The organism is Flavobacterium reichenbachii (genome assembly GCF_002217435.1).
GTDB lineage: Bacteria > Bacteroidota > Bacteroidia > Flavobacteriales > Flavobacteriaceae > Flavobacterium > Flavobacterium reichenbachii.
The window spans coordinates 47,136-68,215 of record NZ_MUHF01000005.1 but is presented as its reverse complement, the minus strand read 5'-3'; the positions used below and the strand labels follow the sequence as shown (position 1 = coordinate 68,215).

The 21,080-nt window shown below is 38.2% G+C and carries 6 protein-coding genes; 3 read left to right on the top strand and 3 right to left on the bottom strand.

What is annotated here, in order from left to right:
* Positions 1-238: 238 nt before the first annotated feature.
* Together B0A68_RS05575 and B0A68_RS05570 are read left to right on the top strand one after the other, a co-directional pair.
* Positions 239-2,251: a M13 family metallopeptidase gene (locus B0A68_RS05575; protein ID WP_035689607.1), complete on the top strand. Its 2,013-nt coding sequence runs from the start codon at positions 239-241 to the stop codon at positions 2,249-2,251.
* 146 nt (positions 2,252-2,397) lie between these two features.
* Entirely contained in the window at positions 2,398-2,976 is a 579-nt protein-coding gene (locus B0A68_RS05570; RefSeq protein ID WP_035689606.1) for a hypothetical protein, read from the top strand.
* An 81-nt stretch (positions 2,977-3,057) separates the two neighbouring features.
* Here B0A68_RS05570 and B0A68_RS05565 read toward each other — a convergent pair whose 3' ends face one another.
* From B0A68_RS05565 to B0A68_RS05555, 3 genes are all read right to left on the bottom strand, one after another.
* Positions 3,058-3,609 carry a hypothetical protein gene (locus B0A68_RS05565; RefSeq protein ID WP_035689605.1) on the bottom strand — a complete coding sequence of 184 codons (552 nt, stop codon included), beginning with the start codon at positions 3,607-3,609 and terminating at the stop codon, positions 3,058-3,060.
* Between the two features lie 93 nt (positions 3,610-3,702).
* Entirely contained in the window at positions 3,703-4,122 is a 420-nt protein-coding gene (locus B0A68_RS05560) for a lipocalin-like domain-containing protein (RefSeq protein WP_084679204.1), read from the bottom strand.
* Between the two features lie 257 nt (positions 4,123-4,379).
* Positions 4,380-6,764 (bottom strand): arylsulfatase, encoded by a 2,385-nt coding sequence (locus B0A68_RS05555; protein ID WP_035689601.1) that lies wholly within the window; start codon positions 6,762-6,764, stop codon positions 4,380-4,382.
* Between the two features lie 559 nt (positions 6,765-7,323).
* On the opposite strand from B0A68_RS05555, the gene B0A68_RS05550 reads away from it, so the two are divergent.
* The gene (locus B0A68_RS05550; RefSeq protein WP_035689598.1) at positions 7,324-21,057 is read left to right on the top strand and encodes a gliding motility-associated C-terminal domain-containing protein; all 13,734 of its coding nucleotides are present in this window, start codon (positions 7,324-7,326) and stop codon (positions 21,055-21,057) included.
* Positions 21,058-21,080: the final 23 nt, after the last annotated feature.

The following is a 21,080-nucleotide window of genomic DNA, read 5'->3' as shown; positions in this document are numbered from 1 at the left end:
CAATCTAAATCACAATTTTCAATAAAACTAACCCCAATCGTTTACGGGCGGTCAAAATAAAGCTGAAAATACTGCTTTTGTTTGCTGGCTTTTAGAAGCTAGTAATCTTTACAAAAACTTTAGAATTAAAAACCTAATTCGTATATTGTTCTGCCCAAATTTACAACATCAGCAATATCGATTTTAAAGAACTGCTTTCAACAGTTTTTAGTTCATTTTAACAGCAAACTTTCAGATTATGAAAAATTCATTAATGTTATTCCTTTCCTTTTTAGCTTTTACAGCATGCTCAAAACATGAAGGAAAAAAAAATATTGCCATTACCGGAATAGATTCTACATTACGGCCCGGCGATGATTTTTTTAAATATGTAAATGGCAAATGGTACGATTCTGTAGCAATACCTGCATCGCAAGCCGGAGTTGGCGCGTATATGTTTATGAATTACCCGCAGCGAATGCGCCTGCAGGGCATATTAGACAGTATTTCGAAAACCACGAATGCGGCAGGAAGTACAGCACAAAAGGTAGGAGACTTTTATGCATCTGGCATGGATACTGTAACCATTGACAAACGCGGTTACACTCCAATAAAACCGCTGCTTGCCAGAATTGACGCCATTAGCGATTTACCGTCGTTAATGAAGTTTGTAGTCGAGGAAGTAAAAGCAGGTAATTCTTCTATTATAGCTTTTGGAGTGTCACCCGATGAAAAAAACAGCAGTATGAACATTGCTCAACTCTATCAAACGGGTATAGGTCTGCCAGACAGGGATTATTATTTCAAATCAGATTCATCAACTCTTGGTATTCAGAAATCATACAAAAAATACCTTGCGGCACTATTTCAGCAAACAGGCAGCAATGCCCAGGAGGCTGAAAAGAATGCTGGTTTGGTTTACGATATAGACAAACAACTCGCTGTTTCGCATAAAACAAAAGTGCAACTTCGTGATGTACAGGCCAATTATAATAAAATGGCTGTGACAGCACTTGCAAAAAGGCAGCCTAACATTGACTGGAATACTTTTTTAAACACTTTAGGCGCTAAGACCGATTCTGTTAATATTGGTCAGCCTGCCTATTATGATGCGCTTAATAAGCTTTTAAAAACCATTCCGATTGCTAATTGGAAAATTTACCTGAAAGCCAATTCTATGGAAAGATATGCAGATGATTTAAGCAAACCTTTTGTAGATGCTTCATTTGAGTATATTAAAGTGCTTTCTGGTCAGGCGGTTCAAAAATCCCGCGGCGAAAAAATGGCTAATGTCCTTGACACGTTCTTAGGCGAAGCATTGGGTCAATTGTATGTAAAGAAATATTTTTCTGAAGATGCTAAAAAACGTATGTTAGTTCTGGTGAATAATCTGCAAAAAGCTTATGCCAAAAGAATTGATAATTTGGAATGGATGAGTCAAAGTACAAAACAAAAAGCGAAAGAAAAATTGGCTGCCATGACCAAGAAAATAGGCTATCCTGATAAATGGAAAGACTATAGCAATGTACATATAGCCAGAAATACTTATTTTGAGAATATGGTTTCGGCTTCTGCAGCCGCTTATCAATTTCAATTGGCAAAATTGGGAAAACCAGTCGATAAATCAGAATGGTTTACTACAGTTCCGACAGTTACGGCTTATAATAACCCTACTGCAAATGAAATTGTTTTTCCTGCAGGTATTTTGCAACCCCCATATTTTGATAATAATGCAGATGATGCGCTCAACTATGGAGGTATCGGAATGGTTATAGGTCATGAAATAACGCATACTTTTGATGATCAGGGTGCGCAATATGACAAAGACGGAAACTTAAAAGACTGGTGGACAAAAGAGGATTATGCACAGTTTAAGTCAAGAATACAACAGGTAATCAATTTGTACAGTACTTATACCGTTTTAGGCGACCTGCACATTAATGGCGCAATGACAGTTGGCGAAAATACGGCGGATATTGCCGGAATAGCGGTTGCCTATGATGCTTTTAAGATGACTGAGCAAGGAAAAGGGAATGAAAAAATTGATGGTTTTACTCCAGACCAGCGCTTTTTTATTTCTATAGCTAAAATATGGAGAGTAAAAATGAAAGATGAGTTCCTGCGTTTATGGATTAACAATAATCCGCATTCTCCGCCAAACTGGCGTGTTAATGGTCCTCTGATGAATACGACACCTTTTTACGAAGCATTTAATGTAAAACCCGAAAATAAAATGTTTCTGCCTAAGAAAGACAGAATAACAATTTGGTAAGACGCTCGCTCTCTAAAGTATTCCCATGAAAAAATGCGCAAATGTTCCTGTGAACTTTGCGCAATTTTTTTGGTTAGAAATTGCTATTATACTGTTAGTAAAAACAAAAAACCAGATTAAATTCAAGAAAGTTATAATTTTACGAAATGAAGAAAAATTTATTTAAAATATTCGGACTGTTAACGATTTTAATCCTGTTGTTTATTATTTATAAAACAGATTTATTTATAAGTGGACAAACCTATTTTGAAAGAGGAAAAAATAGTTTTCTTACAGCAGTCGAAGATGATAGTTTTGACCATAAAAAACTGGAAGATGCAATTTTAAATTTTGAAATGGCAATTAAAAAAGGAAACAAGGAGCGTGAACTGTTTGATAAACTAGGGTCGAGTTATTCTCTATTAAATGGAGATCATTATAATGCGGAGAGAATTTACGATAAAGCAATTATAAATTATCCAAATGATGCCGAATTTTATTTTTTTAGAGCAAATTGCAAAAAAGAACAAAAAAAGTTTAAATCTGCATTTTTAGATTATGAAAAGTGTATAAATCTTGCTCAAACACAAAAAGCTGATTTCTTAAAAGAAGCTATCTACAACCGGGGAGCTATAAGTTATAAACTTGGTGATTTTTTAAAAGCAGAAAAAGATTGGAAATTGGCTCAAATCAAAACAGATTACAAATTAAGAACTTATCAAGATTATATCCAGTTGTGGAAATAAAAACTAAAGTTAAAGTTAAAGTAACGGATTGGGCATTAGGCTTATTTAGTTCTAAACCCGCTGTAAACGCCATTTTTCTTTTTAATTCATAATCTTTACATTAAATTGTCCATCAGTAATTTTATGGTATAACGGAGGCTGTTCAACTCCTGAAGCTCCTGCGCCAATACCAATATTCCCGCTGAAAACACCTTGAACTAAGGAATCAATTCTTAAAATTGTTGATTTTGAAGTATAAAATTCATCCCCATATCTATTGGAGCCGTAATTGTATAAATTTCCATTCCATAAATTATTGAACTCGATATAATGATAGATCTGCTTGTTTAAATCAGGATATGTTCCAGCATCTATCTTTCTTACCGGAGTAACAAAAAACCAGATTAATATATTTTCTGAATTATCTGCGGACGTTTTTTTTCCTCTAATAGATAATTTAACAGCATCTGTTCCAAAAGACCACGGAATTGTATCTAATGTGGCATAAGCTTCTGTATTGAATGAAGTTTCAACACCGTCTATTTTCGCTGTTATAGAACCTACTGGAATAGTGATTTTGGCATCGCTTTCTTCGTCGTTACAGGAGGAAAGTAAAATGATAAAACAAAATGCCGCAATAACTATTTTTTTCATAATTTCTGTTTTTTTACTCCTTCAAACTTAAAGGCAGTTCGTTATATCTGCCATGAAATGAGGTTTGTAATGTTTTTTATTTTAAAGATTTATTTAATGCAGTAAGGAATACGGCTTTGCTCTTTCATATTCAGTCATTTTACCTGAATTTTCAGCAATTAAAACTAGTTTTACTGCTGTTAACTCCTTGATTTTAACTTTGAAATTCTCGCTGGGCAATGTCACCGACAAGCTGGTGCCTGTTCTGGCAAAAATTCCTTCATATGTGGTGAGACTGCAGGTTTTGGTTTCCGATTCATCAGTCCTTACCAGTAGTATTTCAGTACCTGAAAAGGAAATAGTTTCATAAAGACGGCATTCACTTAGCGGCTGTCTTATACCACCCGTATATTCTGCCTTTAAAATCCATGCTCCCTGGATATCGCCAGAGGTGTCATCGGGGATTATTTCGCTGTCATTTGAGCATGACCAAAAGCAGGTAAACAGCATTGTCATCAGTAGAATCTTTTTCATGGACTTTAATTTTTTCAAATCAAATATAAGATAAATCCTGGAAATATAATATTACAATAATCCATTCAACGTATTTTAGATATAATTGTATTTTGTTGAGTATCTAAGGTCCGGTGATTATTAGGAGAATTTATTTTTTAAATATTAAGAAGCTTTTTTAGGTCATTTGGTTTTTTTTTCAAAAATATTAAAAGAAAAACCAGCGAACATCTTAACAAGAAAACATGTTTAGATAGGTATCGCTGGCTAGGACTGTATTATTTCAAATTAACAGTAACTTTTTCAATTTCACCTTTAAACGTAAAAGGAACTTCGTAACTTCTGTTTACAGGCGTTCCAAAATCTTCACCTACATCCAGTGTTTCATCGGCAGAGAATCGGCTTGGAACTGTTTTTAGGATATCACCTTTTGCAGCTTCTTTTCCATCTACAAGCAAGGTAACTTTTGCAGCTTTACCAGCGCCGCCTCCTGCATAGTCAAAATTTACTGTGATGTTGTGTTTACCTGCAGTTAATGCAGTTGGTGATTGAATTGACCATTTTGATTGAGGATAATGTGAAAAGGCATAAGCAAAAGTTGGTTTCCCTTTCTGAAGCATTAATGCTAAACCGGCAAAATAACCTCCCTGTGTGATAATCATTCCCTCATCGCCCGCTTTTACCACTATATCAGCCGTGATACTAAAAGAAGTGTTTTTCATATTTGGAGCCATTCCCTCTGTAATACGAGAATTTCCTTCATGATAAACATAGCTGGTTCTGCCTTTGTTTAAGTTAGGACGATTTTCAGGATTCACCCTGTCTATATAACGATCATCAAGTGGGAACACATTATATTTCCTTCCTTCATCTAAAAATGCTTTTTGCAGCTCTTTTAGTTTTTCCGGATTTTTTGCGGCAACATTATCCACTTGGCTGAAATCTTTTTTAAGATCATATAATTCCCATTTATAGTCCTTCATAGGATCTTCTGACGGAATTGGATGTCCCTGCCAAGGTAAGTTACGAGGAGTAGTATTCGCCAGCCATCCATCTTTATAGATACCTCTGTTCGCTATTATTTCATAATACTGCGTGTTATGTGTTTCAGGAGCCGTGGCATTATCAAAGCTGTAAACAAGACTTTTACCAGCCATAGGAGTTTGTTTAAAACCATCTACTGAGTTGGGAGAAGGAATATTAGCAGCTTCAAGGATAGTAGGCACTATATCTGTGATGTGTGCATATTGGCTGCGAATCTGCCCAGTCTGTTTAATTCTTTTCGGCCACGAAATAATCATTCCAGTTCTTGTGCCCCCTAAATGGGACGCTATTTTTTTATCCCACTGGTAAGGTGTGTTCATGGCGTGCGCCCAGCTCTGAGAGTAATGTTCCTGAAACCAAGGGCCTCCAAACTCATCCAGATTTTTCAGCATAAATTCTTCTGTATCTTTTTCTCCATTTACCATAATTCCAATTTCACTGGTAAGTCCCTGTCCGGTTGGATCTTCAGCGCTGGCTCCATTATCTCCCATTATATAAATAATAAGTGTATTGTCAAGTTCTCCCAAATCTTTAATTGACTTAATAATGCGTCCAATCTGATCATCACAATAGGCAAGCTGAGCAGCATATACTTCCATTTCCCTAGCCACAACTTTTTTCATATTTGGACTCAGAGCATCCCATTTTTGATAATCATCTGGTGTAGGTGCCAGTTTTGCATCTTTTGGAATAACTCCCATCGCCTTTTGTTTTTCAAAAGTCATCTGGCGCTGTTTATCAAAACCGTAGTCAAACTTTCCTTTGAATTTTGCAATCCAATCCTTTGGAGCCTGATGTGGAGCATGTGCAGTTCCAGGAGTGTAATAAGCAAAAAATGGCTTATTGGGTGACACTGCTTTTTGTGTCTGGATCCACTTGATGGCATGGTTTGCTAAATCTTTGTCTAATACATAATCCGGATCTACCTTTCCATCAACTAAATATGGATCAATTGGTTTAGTGCCTTCAATTAAAGATGGTCTGAACTGATGCGCATCGGCACCTAAAAAACCATAAAAATATTCAAAACCCAGACCAGTTGGCCATAAATAAAATGGGCCGGCAGGTGTGGACTGCCAGTCAGGCACGTTATGATTTTTACCAAACCAAGAAGTACCGTAACCATTATCAGTTAGTATTTTACCAATTGTAGCAACGCTTTTTGGAACTAAACTATTATAACCGGGATAAGGGGTAGAGAATTCCATAATAATTCCTGTGGCTGCAGTATGATGATTTCTGCCTGTGATAAGAGAAGCTCTTGAAGGCGAACACACAGCGGTGGTATGAAAGCGGTTGTACTGCAGTCCGTTTTTAGCTAATGCATCAAAATTAGGTGTAGGAACGGGACCTCCAAATGTGGAAGTAGCACCAAAACCAACATCATCAATGAGAATTAACAATACGTTTGGAGCGCCTTCGGGAGCACTAATTTCTTTAGGCCACTCGATAGGGTCAGAGTCCTTGATGTTAGGTTCTATTTTACCTGTTTTTTGATACGCCTCAATAGGTAAAACAGTTCTGTCGGGCCAATTTTGATTTGAAGATTTTTCCTGAGCTTGCATTAAACTACTAAAAATCAAGGATACTATTCCTGTGATTAAAAATTTACTTTTCATAATAATATTTTTTATTAGTTTGGAAAAAGAACGGAATAATAGGTTTGTATAATAGGGTATAAATAATTGAAAAAACTTAAAAAAATAATTTGTAAAGAGAATCCTTAGTATTGAAAAATTCATCAAATAGTTAAGTAATTTAAAATTAAAAAATTATTAAGCTGAGTGTTAAAAATGTAGGAATAATTTGGTTGCAAGTTATAACTTGCAACATCTTTTTGTAATATCTTTTCTTACTATTTTCATAATTTTACCAATACTTATGTTTTTGTAGTATTGCCCGATTTAAATCCGATATAATTTTACTTTTTTCATTACAGTCTCATTATTAAAAAGAATATTTGCTTTCAAAAAATACTTTTAAAATTCTCTTTCGGCACCCTATTAACAATTATTAGCGTTTTACTACCTGTAATTTTCTTTACTCTGAAGAATATGATTAGTAAGAAATAATTACGATTACTTTTTTACGAATAAACTTTTATCGACTGATTAATTTAATAGCATTTACAATACCCAATAGCACAAGATTTGTTTTTTAAATTTTAAAAAAAGATTTATGAAATTAAATTACTCACTTTTGGATTTTAAAGCAGTACAAAGATTTTTGTTGTCCATTATATTTCTTTTACCTGTATTATCTTTTTCTCAGAACTGTACTGTAAATGCAAATGTAGACAGGATTATCTGCCCCGGCGGAGAAGGCGGGCTGCCTGTTGACCAGTTTTTATTGTTAGGAACTGCAAACACCGATGCAGGATTAGGGTATTTGCAAAATCCCAGCTGGATCCAGATATCAGGCCCGGCAGTTATTATTGATGTTCCTGCAAATCTGCAAAGTTTAGTTAGAGGTGCTAGTCCGGGAAATTCGTATGGTTTTAGACTTACCGCTCAATGTCAGGACGGATCAACTGTTTCAGATGATTTTCTTATTACGATTAAGCCCATTACATTAGCTAATGCAGGAACAGACCAAACATATTGCCACGGAACGTATGTTTTGAATGGAAATGCCGTTGGCGCTTCTGAAACAGGAACCTGGTCAATTGAAGGAAATAATAATGCTGGTATTAGTATCAGTAATCCAAATTCGCCAAATGCCTCAATTACAGTCTCTGGTGCGTCATCAGGAAGTACTACTTTAAGATGGACAATAGTAAACAGCGCATCAAACTGCCAAAGTGTAAATGAAGTTGTGATTAACACTTTAGGCGGAATTCAACCTGTAACGGCAGGCGGTGATATTACACTTTCAAAGTGCTATTCTTCTACACAAAATGTAAATCTTAATGGGAGCTTTGGAGGCAGTACTCCCGGGCAGCAGCAAGGAACATGGACCGTGGTTTCAGGCCCAAACATCCCAAATTTTTCAAATGCCAATGATAATAATACCAATGTTAATGGTTTAATAGAAGGAACTTATGTTTTACGATGGACCGTTGCGGGAAACTGTGCCAATGGAACTGATGAAGTTGCTATAACTGTTCCAGCTCCGACAGCAGATGTTACCAATGTTGGAGATGCCAGTTTAATTTATTGTGACGGAAGAACTTCAACCGTTTTACAAGGCACGGTTCCTTTATATGTGAATGAAACAGTTCAATGGACTCAAACTGGGGGACCTGTTACAGCTTCTATCCAAAACCCAGCCTCATCTTCAACACTTGTTACAGGTATGACTGTGCTTGGAACCTATAATTTTTTATACACATTAAACAATAGTACAACCGGATGTACTTCTACAGGAACTTACAATGTTACTCTAGAAGAAGTAATTGCAATATCGGCAGGTCCTGATCAAACATTAGCATGCAGTGAATTTTCCGCTGTTATTCCGGTTAATTCAACTGGAAATGGACAAATGAGCTGGCAGATTGTAAGTGGTCCAACACCTTTCACAACTACTTATCCTTCATTTCCAACACCTTTGGTAAATTTTTCCGGAAACTCCGTTACAATCGACAGCCTTAGAATTTCAGGCAGGTATGTGATTAGATTAATAAAAGCGCCAAATCCGGGAAGCCAGTGTGAAACAGTTTATGATGATGTTTCGATCTTGATATCAGCACCGCCATCAGCGTCAAGCGGAGGAACACTTCAGAATTTAGCTTGTAATTTAACAACAGCCCAATTAGCGGGAAATACACCAACCAGAGGAAGAGGAACATGGACGCAGGTTTCCGGGCCTTCTACAGCAGTATTTTCGGATGTTAAAAATCCGGAGACAACAGTGTCGGGTTTAATAAATGGAAAATACAGGTTTAGGTGGACAATTTCTGGTGGATCTGCGTGTGAGGTTACGCAAAGTATAGCCGAAGTTATTGTGTCGAGTGCGACGCCAACGCAGGCTCAGGCAGGTAACAACCAGTCAATTTGTTTTGGTTCACCCATTCAATTACAAGGAAATGCAACTATTGCCAGTGAGACAGGGACATGGACAGTTTCTCCAAGTGCAGGAGTAACTTTTAATGATGCAAACGACCCAAGTGCAATTGCTTCCGGACTGGCACAAAATACAACTTATACATTTACATGGACCATTGTAAATGGGTGCGGAAGTTCTGTAGATACAGTTGATGTATCTACAAATGCAACGCAAGGGGCGACCGCAGCTGCAGGAACAGATCAATGTCTGGTAACAGGAACCACAACAGTAACTTTAGCTGGAAATAATCCTTCGCCGGGAACAGGTTTATGGATACAGACGGGAGGAACAGCAGCAACAATTACAAATCCAACTCAATTTAATACAACCGTAACGGGATTAAGTGATGGAAATTACGAATTTCAATGGACAGTAAGCAATATTGGCTGTACAGATGCACAAGATACTGTAGCCATAACAATAGCGCCAGCCATAACAATAGCGCAGGCAGGAAATGATCAAAATATATGCGGTCCGGTTGCAACGCTTTCAGGAAATACTCCTGCAGCCGGAGAAACAGGTTTGTGGGAATTTGTGAGTGGAGGAGATGGTCCTTTAATTACAGATCCCACCAATCCTAATACAACAATAACAGGTTTATCTTCAGCTTCCTGGGTTTATCAATGGACAATTTCCAGAGGAGCCTGCGCTGTTTCTTCAGATGCTGTTCAGTTGAATGTTAGCCAGCCGCCATCAATAGCAATTGCAGGTTCAGATCAAACAGTTTGTAATCAGACCAGTGTTACACTTGGAGCAGCAGCACCTGATGCAGGCACAAATGGTTTATGGTCATTAATAAGCGGACCAAATTCACCTGTTTTTTCTAATGTTGCAATTGCAAATTCAACTCTATCTGGACTTGTAACTGGTGAATATATTTTAGAATGGACAACTTATACAGGAATAAATTGTCCTGCCAGTAAAGACCAGGTAAGTATAAAAGTAACTGAAGCAGCGGCCGCGGGTTCAGATTTTTCTACTTGTTTAGCGGGACCTCTTTATTTGACGGGAAATCCAACTAGTACAGGAACGTGGGCTTATGTTTCGGGTGGAATAGGTACTCCCACTATTACTTCAACAGGAAACAATAGTGCTGCTGTAACAGGTTTATTTCCGGGTGTATATGTTTTTAGGTATACAATTGCCGCACAGGGTTCCTGTCCTGAATCTTCAGATGATATTCAGGTTACGGTTAATGGCCAGGCTTCTACAGCGAGCGCGGGACCAGATCAGGTTTTGTGCAGCGCTAATCTGCCGGCTCAGGAAATTCAGCTCGCAGCCACAAATCCAATTCAGGGAACAGGTTTATGGACTGTGCTTGCAGGGCCTTCAGGAGGAACTTTTGATGACGCATCACTTCCAAATGCAAAATATATAAATCCAGGATTTGGAATTTATGTTTTTAACTGGACAGTAACTTCTGGAAGCTGCAGTAATTCGGATCAAGTCAGAGTTGAATATGCCGCTGCACCTTCAGCCACAATTGCAGAAGGAGATAATGCTGTTTGTGGCTCGATGACAGAACTTACTGCAACACCGCCAACGGTAGGAACAGGAAAATGGGCTCAGGTTTCCGGACCTACCACAGCTGTTTTTAGTTCTGAAATTTTACCCATAACAACAGTTTCAAATTTGACTCAAACAGGTGGTGTTTACATTTTTAGCTGGACCGTTACAAACGGAACAGTATGTACGCCCACAACTACTAATGTTCAAATTACAGTTACAGCAGATTTAACGGTACCTCAAGCTGGACCAGACCAAACAATTTGTCAATCTTCGACAGCAGCTTTAGCAGCTAATACAATTACAGTTGGAACTGGACAATGGTCGCAATTTAGCGGACCTGCAAACGGATCTTTTTCTAATACGGCAAGTCCAGCTTCGACGTTTACTCCAAACGGAGCAGGATCGTATGTTTTAAGATGGACTGCAACAAATCTTTCCTGCGTTTTTTCTGATGATGTTACAATTACCGTTGATCCTCTCCCTGCAACTTCGGCTGCAGGAACGCCATTTTCGATATGCGAATTTCAAGCCTTAAATTTGAATGCAAATACACCAACAATTGGAACAGGACTTTGGACACAAATTTCAGGACCTACAACCGTAGTTTTCGAAACGCCAACATCTGCAGCAACTGCTGTTTTTGGAACTCAGGCTGGAGTTTATGAATTCCAATGGACAATTTCAAGCGGATCCTGTCCTGCAAGTTCGAGTACAGTTTCTATTACTATAAATCCTTTACCGCAACTTGCAGATGCAGGAATAGATCAGACAATTTGTAATGCATCAACAGCAGGGTTAAACGGAAATAATCCTTCAACTGGAACGGGAACATGGACGTTTGTTTCAAATGCTGGAAATTCGGCAATAATTACAAATCCAAATGCTTTCAATACAACCGTAACGAATATTTCTATTGGAACGACAAGATTAAAATGGACGATTAGCAATGGTTCTTGTACAGCATATTCAGATGAAGCAAATATTGTCCGACCAGCAGATTTGACAACTTCTGTACTAACAAGCGGCAGCACAATCTGTGAAGGAGGAACAATAACTTTAAATACAACTCCATCAGGCAGTATTGCTCCATATACCTATCAATGGCAGTCATCAGCTGATGGAGCTACTGGCTGGGCAGATATTTCGGGACAGACCAATTCATCCTTTACATCAGCCGGTTCTTTAACCGCGGGCGAATATTATTATAGAGTAAATGTCTCCAGTACCTGCGCTCAGGTGATAAGTAACACAGCCAAACTTACTATTATTCAGGATCCTGTTGTTACAACACAGCCTATTGGAAATACAATTTGTTCTGGCACTACACATACAATGACTGTTGCAGCCACTACAACAAATCCTGCTGCGGGAACAATAGCATACCAATGGCAGAGTTCTGCTGACGGAGCTTCAGGATGGACAAGTGTTTTGGGAGGCACGGGTATGAATACAGATACTTATACAACTGCAGCATTAAATTCAAATTTGTATTTCAGAGTGTTAATTACCCAGTCAGGAAATGGCTGCGAAGCTTTTTCAGATCCAGCACTTATCAATGTTACAAACATTACGGCGCAGCCCACAACTCCAGCAGCAATTTGTATTGGAGGTACAGTAAATATCAGTGTGACAGCTTCTGTAAACGGGGGATCAGGAACATTAAGCTATCAGTGGCAGAGTAATTCTGGTTCTGGTTTTGTGAATGAAACAAATCCAACGGCAGTAACACCTAATTTTATTTCTGATGTATTAAATCTAACTACGCAATTTAGAGTTGTAATTACTTCATCAGCAATAAATTGCGTTTTAACTTCAAATACAGTTACTGCAACCGTTGTTCCTGATCCGGCAATAACAGTTCAGCCAACAGGAACTACAATTTGTTCGGGCGGAAATCATACGTTATCAGTTTCAGCGACAAATGGAACACCAAGTTTAACATACCAATGGTTCAGCAGTTTAAATAATATCACATTTACCACTATAGCAGGCGCAACGGCTGCAACTTATGTAACACCCGTTTTAACGCAGACAACTTATTATAGAGTTGATGTCACTGCCACCGGAAATGGCTGTACCACCATTACATCAAATGTTGCAGCGGTAACTGTTTTATCAGATGTGTCGATTACGACGCAGCCCGTTCAAAAAACAAATATTTGCAGCGGATCGACAGCAGTTTTAAGCGTAACGGCAAGCGGCGGTTCAGGAAACTATACCTATCAATGGAAAAATGCTATTGTTCTGGCAGGACCTTATAATGATATTCCGGGAGCAGTTTCTGCAAGTTATACCACTCCGGTTTTAACACAAAATACATATTATCAGGTTGCCATTTCAGATGGAACCCAAGGTTGTGATCCTGTTATATCATCTATTGCAGCTGTTATTATTCCGAGTATTACAACACAGCCAAGTACACCGCCAACAGTTTGCGTGGGAGGTACTATTTCAGTTTCTGCCCAGGCTTCTGCAAACGGAGGTTCTGCCAACTTTACGTATCAATGGCAAAGTTCAGCAGACGGAACAACGGGATGGGCAAATGTTTCTGGAGGAACAGGCGGTTCAACTGCAAATTATACTTCCGGACCTTTAACAGCCACAACTTATTACCGTTCTGTAATATCTTCAAGCACTCCGGCCTGCACACTTATTACGAATGTTGTAACGGCTGCAGTAATCCCAGATCCAACAATAGCATTACAGCCAGTTGGCGGCAATATTTGCGAAGGCGGTACTTTTACATTAACAGCAAACGCAGCAAATGGTTCAGGAACTTATGCGTATCAATGGCAGAAATCTTTAGATGGAGCAACAGGATGGGCAAACGTAACTGATGGAACTGGAGCAAATACAACGTCTTACACAACCGGAGTTTTAAACGCAGATACTTTCTATAGATTGCAGGTAACAGATTCGGGAATTGGCTGTGGAGTAGTCAGTTCTAATGTGGCAAAAGTTGATGTTTTTGAATCTCCTATTATAAATGTACAGCCTGTAAATGGAGAAGTTTGTATTAATCAGACCCATGTTTTTACCGTTACGGCCACGGGAAATATTCCGTCCGGAACTTTATTGTACCAATGGCAGACAGCATCGGCTTTGACCGGACCTTATACGAATGTTACAGATGGGACAGGCGGAACAACTGCTTCTTACACTACACCAGCATATGCGGCTGCGGGTAATAGATATTTTAGAGTTTTAATTTCCCAATCACAGGCAGGGTGCCAGACTACTTCAAATCAGGTTACGTTAAATGTTTTTGATGTTCCGGCCGCGCCGATTGGTTTGGTAACGCAGCAGCCTTCTTGTACAAATGCAACAGGTACAATTGCCATCACCAATCCGGATTTAGGAACTGGTTATGAATACAGTAAAGATGGAATAACGTTTCAGGCGAGTAATATTTTTACTGGTTTAGCATCTGGAAATGTTCCAATTTATGTACGTAGAATTGGTTTGAATACTTGTATTTCTTCGGCTGCAAACTTTACAATTTTTAATAGAATATGTGCAGTTCCTGAAAGTTTTGCTTCTATATCTGGTGATGTTGGAGGAAATACGGGAACTCAGACTATTCTAAACAGTGATAAATTGAATGGAATTCCAGTAACAGCATCAAACGTTCAGGTAACCATAAATTCTATTTCAAGTTATTTAACTTTTAATTCCTTAACCAATACGATTTCTGTAGCCTCTGGAACTCCGGCAGACGATTATACTTTAACCTACACAATTTGTGAAGTTGGAAATTTAAGCAATTGCTCCACTACAACTGAAACTATAGAAGTAACAACCGCAGGAATTGACGCCAGAATTGATGTTGTGGTTCCTGCTGTTAATGGATATACAGGCGCGAATAATGTTATTAATGCCTTAACAAATGACAGATTAGCAAGCGCTCAGGCCACGCTTTCTAATGTAACACTTTCAGTAACAAGCCCGGCTTCACCAATCGATCCTGCTGTTTTGAACGTACCTGTTTTAGATATTTCTACAGGAAATGTAAATGTGCCGGCAGGAACAGTAAAAGGAATTTACGAAATAAAATACCGCATTTGTGAAATTGGAAATCCTTCAAATTGTGATACGGCAAGTATTTTAGTGCAGGTTCAAACTACAATAATTGATGCGGATGATGATGCAGCTCAAAATATTAATGGTTATACCGGACAAATAAACGTGATTAATGCCTTAACTAACGATAGTTTGAACGGAGTTCCAATTACAACTGCAAATTTTGATGAAATAACAGTAACACAGGAAACTGGAGCAAGTGCAGTTTATCCGGGAGCGAATGTGCCAATATTTAGTACAACGACAGGCTGGGTAACTGTGCCGGAAGGAACGCCTGCCGATACCTATTATATTAAGTATCATATTTGTGAGAAATTGAATCCTTCAAATTGTTCAGATGCAAGTATTGCGATTGTTGTTGATCCGGCGCCGCTTATCGTAAATGACAACCTTGTTCCAAATGTAAACGGATATGAAGGAGCGGTGAACATAATTAATGCTTACACCAGCAATGATACTTTTAACGGCGCGGCCTTAAATATTAATTTAGCCGGACTCCTTACTCCTTCAATTTTGATTCCTGCGACTCCAAAAACTCCCGGAGCACCAGTTCCGGAATTGGTTGCAGCCTCAGGAAGAGTTAATATTCCGCCCGGAACACCAGAAGGGCAATATCAAATTAAATATCAAATCTGCGAAAATCTCAATACGCCTGCAGTTCCGCCAATTGCAGGAGATTTACGAACAGGAAATTGTGATGATGCCGTTATCATAATTAATGTAACAGCACCGCCAATTCTTGCCAATGATGATACTGTCAGCAATATCAATAGTTATTCTGGCGGAACTGATGTTATAAATGCCTTTGATAATGATTTACTAAATGGCGGAGCGATTGATCTTACTATTATTACAGCAAACATTATTTCAAATCCAAGCGCAATAAATGGAGGATCAGTTCCAACTTTTGATATTACAACGGGTTTTGTCAGTGTTCCGGCAGGAACTCCGGCTGGCGAGTATAAATTTGTTTATGAAATCTGCGAAAACCTCAATACAGGAAATTGCGATCAAGCCACCATTACGATTACTGTTATTCCAGCTCAAATTGATGCTGTAAATGATATTCCGTTTGCTTCCATCAATGGATTTGTGGGAAATCCAAATGCTATAAATGCTCTGGATAATGACACTTTAAATGGCATTTTGGTAATTCCGTCAGAAGTTCAAATCGATGTTTTAATTCCGGCAGGTTCTGTCAACGGAAGTTTAGTTCCGATATTAAATCCATTAACAGGAAATGTAAATGTACCAGCAGGAACTGCAGCAGGAAATTATAATATAACCTATCGTCTAAGCGAAAAGCTAAATCTTACCAATACTGACATTGCCCTTATTTCGATAGAAGTTACAGCTCCGGTTATTGAGGCAAATGATGATACAATTGCCAATATAAACGGATATGCTGCCACAACAAATGCTGTCAATGTTTTGTCTAATGATACGCTTAACGGATCAGCTGTAATCCTTTCAAATATAAATATAACTGTTGATGCTCCGGCTGTGCCAATAAATAGCGGACCAATTCCTGTATTAGAACCGTTAAGTGGAAATGTGAGTATTCCGGCAGGAACTCCTGGGGGAGATTATGAAATTAAATATACAATCTGCGAAAAAATAAACACTACAAACTGTAATGATGCGAGCGTATTTATTAATGTAATTGGAGCGCCAATTATAGCTGCAGATGATATTGCCAGCGGTATAAACGGATTTGCCGGAGCAAACAATGTTGTAAATGCTTTGACAAACGATACGCTAAATGGCGTTGCGGTAATTCCTTCACAAGTTACCATTAGTAATATTGTTCCGGCAGCATCAATAAATGGAGGGGCAGTTCCTGTTTTAGATCCGTCAGGCGGAAGTGTAAATGTGCCGTCAGGAACTTCAGCAGGAAGTTATACTATTCAATATCGTTTAAGTGAAAATTTGAATCTCAATAATTTTGATACAGCAACTATAACGATCAATGTTAGTGCTCCAACAATTATCGCAAATAATGATTCTGCAAATAATATCAACGGATTTACTGGCGCCAATAATATTATAAACGCCATTACAAACGACAGATTAAACGGATTGGATATTCAGTTAATCAAAATTAATATTACATCGATTTCAACATCCACTCCTGCTGGTTATATTTCAGGAAATCCAATTCCGGTATTGAATACTTTGACAGGAAATGTAGATGTTCCGGCGGGAACTTCGGCGGGAATTTATGTAATTCATTATAGAATCTGTGAAAAACTAAATCCGTTAAATTGCAGTGAAGCCGATGTTACAATCAATATTACAACACCAATTATTGATGCTGATAATGATTTTGCCAATAATATTAACGGATATGCTGGTGCTGACAATGTGGTTAATGCCTTGGCAAATGACGAACTAAACGGCGCGCCTGTTCCAATACTTCAAATCGATATTCATTCGCTAAATACAACGCCTCCGGCATCTTCAACAAACGGAATTGTTCCGATATTAAATCTGCTGACAGGCTTTGTAGATGTTCCTGTGGGAACTTCGGCGGGAACTTACACGATTCAGTATGAAATCTGTCAAAAAATAAACCCTGCAAACTGCAGTTCCGCAACGATTATAATTGTTGTAAATCAGCCTACAATTTCGGCCGAAGACGATTCAATTACAAACATAAACGGATTCGCGGGAGCAGGCAATGTTCTAAATGCATTCACAAATAATGATACGTATAATGGAGTTCTTTTAACAGATACCAGTTTGATAAACCCAACTATTATAACTCCGGCAACTCCTATAAACGGAGGTTTAGTTCCAACATTAGATCTCTCCACTGGTTTTGTGAGCATTCCGGCAGGAACATCAGCAGGAGCTTATCAAATTAGATATAGAATTTGTGATAAACTAAATCCATCAAATTGTGATGAAGCCGTTATAAATATTGTTGTTATAGCTCCAATCATTGCTGCTAATGATGATGCGGTCGGAAATATTATCGGATACAGCGGCGCAAATAATGTAATAAATGCATACACAAACGATACGCTGAATGGAGCGCAGGTTGTATTGGCAGATATTAATAAAACATTAGTTAGTCCGGCAAGCTCAATTAACGGAGCTCCGATTCCGGTATTGAATTTACTAACCGGAAATGTAGATGTTCCGGCAGGAACTCATGAAGGAGAATACAAAATAGTCTATAAAATCTGTGATAGATTAAATCCATCAAATTGTGATGACGCCATTATAACCATCACGGTTATTGCAAATCCAATTGATGCTGTTGACGATTCTCCTGCTGCTATATTTGATGGTTCTGTCAATACAGCCAATGCAGTAAATGTATTAGATAATGATACCTTAAATGGCGTAGTAGTAATTCCGTCAGAAGTTCAAATTGATGTTTTAGTGCCTGCAAGTTCTATTAATGGAGGTTTAGTTCCAATTTTGAATCCATCAACAGGAATTGTCAATATTCCGGCGGGAACCACTACAGGAACTTACACTATTGAATATCGCCTAAGCGAAAAGCTGAATTTAGGTAATACAGATACAGCAGTAATTGCAATACAGATACAAGCGCCAATATTGGCAGTTAATGATGCTTCAGGTACTATTAATGGGTATGTTGGAGCTGTAAACGTTGTAAATGTGATATCTAATGACTTACTAAACGGAACTGCTGTTCAATTATCTCAAATCAATATAACATCGATTAATACAGCAACTCCTGCAGATTACACTGCAGGAAATCCAGTTCCAATTTTAAACATTACTACAGGAAATGTAGATGTTCCGGCGGGAACTTCAGCAGGAAATTATATTATTCATTATGGAATCTGTGAAAAACAGCACCCTGTAAACTGCAGTGAAGCCGATATTACAGTTGAGGTTACAGTTGCCACGATTATTGCAAATAATGATGTTGACTTAAATATAAACGGTTATACAGGTTCGGCAAATGCATTGAATGTCTTAGACAATGATAGTTTTAATGACTCATCAATAGAAGCTAAAAATGCCAAAATAAAAGTGATTAATATCAGCCAGATCACCATTACAGTTCTAGATCCGGCAGATCCTATCAACGGAAATCCAAATGTGCCATCTCTGGATCCGGCAACCGGAATTATCAGCGTTCCGTCTCAAACTCCGGCAGGATTGTATCGAATAGAATATCGAATTTCAGAGAATTTAAATCCTGCCAATTTTGATGATGCAGCCGTGTTTATTACCGTAACGGCAGCATTTATAGAAGCCAATAATGATACTGTTTTAAATATTAATGGTTTTAAAGGGCAAGCCAATGTTTTAAATGCAATCACCAATGATAATTTGAATGGAGTGGCAGCACAACTGGCTGAAATAACAATTGGAGTTGTAACACCTGCAGCTTCGATCAATGGAGGTCCGGTTCCGGCTTTAGATGTCATTGACGGAAATGTGAATGTTCCGGCAGGCACGCCAAGCGGAAGTTATACCATTCGATATCAAATTTGTGAGAACTTAAATCCAGCAAATTGCAGTCCGGCCGATATTATAGTGACTGTAATTTCAGGACCTATAGTTGCAAATGATGATGCCGTTGGAGGAATTAATGGCCTTGATGGAGCTAATAATGTATTGAATGTGCTGGCGAATGACTTGTTAGATAACGGATCACCAACATTAACTCAGGTAAAAATAAACGTGCTGACGCCTGCAGATGTTATTTCTTCAGCTGCAGTACCTGTTTTAAATACTGCAACAGGAATGGTTAGTGTTCCTGCAGGTACTTCGTCAGGAACTTACACCATTGTTTATGAAATATGCGAAAACCTAAATCCAGCAAATTGTGATCAGGCGGTGATTAAAATAACAGTAGTACAGCCATCTGTTGCATTAGTAAAACGAGGCGTATTCTCAGATACAAACGGCGATGGCTATGCACAGCCGGGAGAATTAATTCGTTATACATTCTTGGTAAGCAATACCGGAAGTATGGATTTAAATAATGTTACGGTTACTGATCCTAAAGCCACAATTTCAGGAAGTCCGATCGCCAGTTTGCCTGTTGGTCAGCTGAATGTAACAAATTATACAGGAACTTATGTTTTAACTCAGGCCGATATTAATTTAGGAACAGTTACCAATCAGGCTTTGGTTACGGCGCAGCCTTCCGTTGGAACTTCAATTCAGGATTTGTCAGACAGCGATGATCCTACACTTATTGGTAATGACAATCCTACGGTTACGCCGGTTACTCAATTTGCAGAGTTGACCTTGATTAAAAGCGGAAGACTTACTGGCAGCGGTGGTGTAGGTTCTGTTATCAATTACAGTTTTACGGTTAAAAATACAGGAAATGTAATACTTACTAATCTTGAAATAGCAGATCCTTTAATTGGTTCGGCCAAAATCACGGTAACTCCAAATGTATTAATTCCAAATGCAGTAGGCACAGCCGCCGCAACTTATTCGGTAACAATTGGTGATGTTGCTCAAAATGAAGTGGTAAATACCGCAATTGCAGCGGGTGAGACGCCAGACGGAAAACTGGTTTTTGATGTTTCAGACAGTGATGATCCTACGTTACAGGGCGATGACGATCCTACAGTTATAGATTTAACCCTGCAGCCTTCTATAGCAATTGTTAAAACGGGAATATTTAACGATGAAAATAAAAACGGTTTTGCTGAAATAGGAGAAACAATAACCTACCATTTTGCGATTACCAATACCGGAAATGTGCCTTTAGTAAACATTATAGTCAAAGACCCAAAACCGGGATTAGTAATTACAGGCGATCCTATTATTTTAACAAAAGGAGTAACCAATACAGATAATTTTGTTGGGACTTATGTTTTAACCTTCGAGGATATTGATGTGGGAAGTGTAGAAAATCAAGCCACAGTGCAGGCAGTTGATCCAAAACAAGCAACCGTAACCGATACATCTGATGATAATTCAGCAACAGAAGATGATCCGACAATTCTTTCTTTAAATGCATGTAAAATCGCTATTTATAATGCAGTTTCACCAAATGGAGACGGTCGAAATGAGATTTTCAAAATTGATAATATTAAATGTTATGGGGACTCTTACGTACAAATTTATGACCGCTGGGGCGTTCTGGTTTATGATGCCTATAACTACGATAATGAATCGGTAGCGTTTAGGGGAATTTCTGAAGGAAGGGCAACGGTTAATAAACAAAAACGACTGCCGGATGGAACCTATTTTTATGTGATTACCTATACAACGTACTTAAATGAACCAGTAAGTAAAACAGGTTATCTGTATTTATCGGGAAATTAATTTTTAAGATTATTGATTAAATA

What these genes read in the sequence shown, in the direction of transcription:
- B0A68_RS05550 (WP_035689598.1), top strand. Translation starts at nt 7,324, where the DNA reads ATGAAATTAAATTACTCACTTTTGGATTTTAAAGCAGTACAAAGATTT.
- B0A68_RS05565 (WP_035689605.1), bottom strand. Translation starts at nt 3,609, where the DNA reads ATGAAAAAAATAGTTATTGCGGCATTTTGTTTTATCATTTTACTTTCC.
- B0A68_RS05575 (WP_035689607.1), top strand. Translation starts at nt 239, where the DNA reads ATGAAAAATTCATTAATGTTATTCCTTTCCTTTTTAGCTTTTACAGCA.
- B0A68_RS05570 (WP_035689606.1), top strand. Translation starts at nt 2,398, where the DNA reads ATGAAGAAAAATTTATTTAAAATATTCGGACTGTTAACGATTTTAATC.
- B0A68_RS05555 (WP_035689601.1), bottom strand. Translation starts at nt 6,764, where the DNA reads ATGAAAAGTAAATTTTTAATCACAGGAATAGTATCCTTGATTTTTAGT.
- B0A68_RS05560 (WP_084679204.1), bottom strand. Translation starts at nt 4,122, where the DNA reads ATGAAAAAGATTCTACTGATGACAATGCTGTTTACCTGCTTTTGGTCA.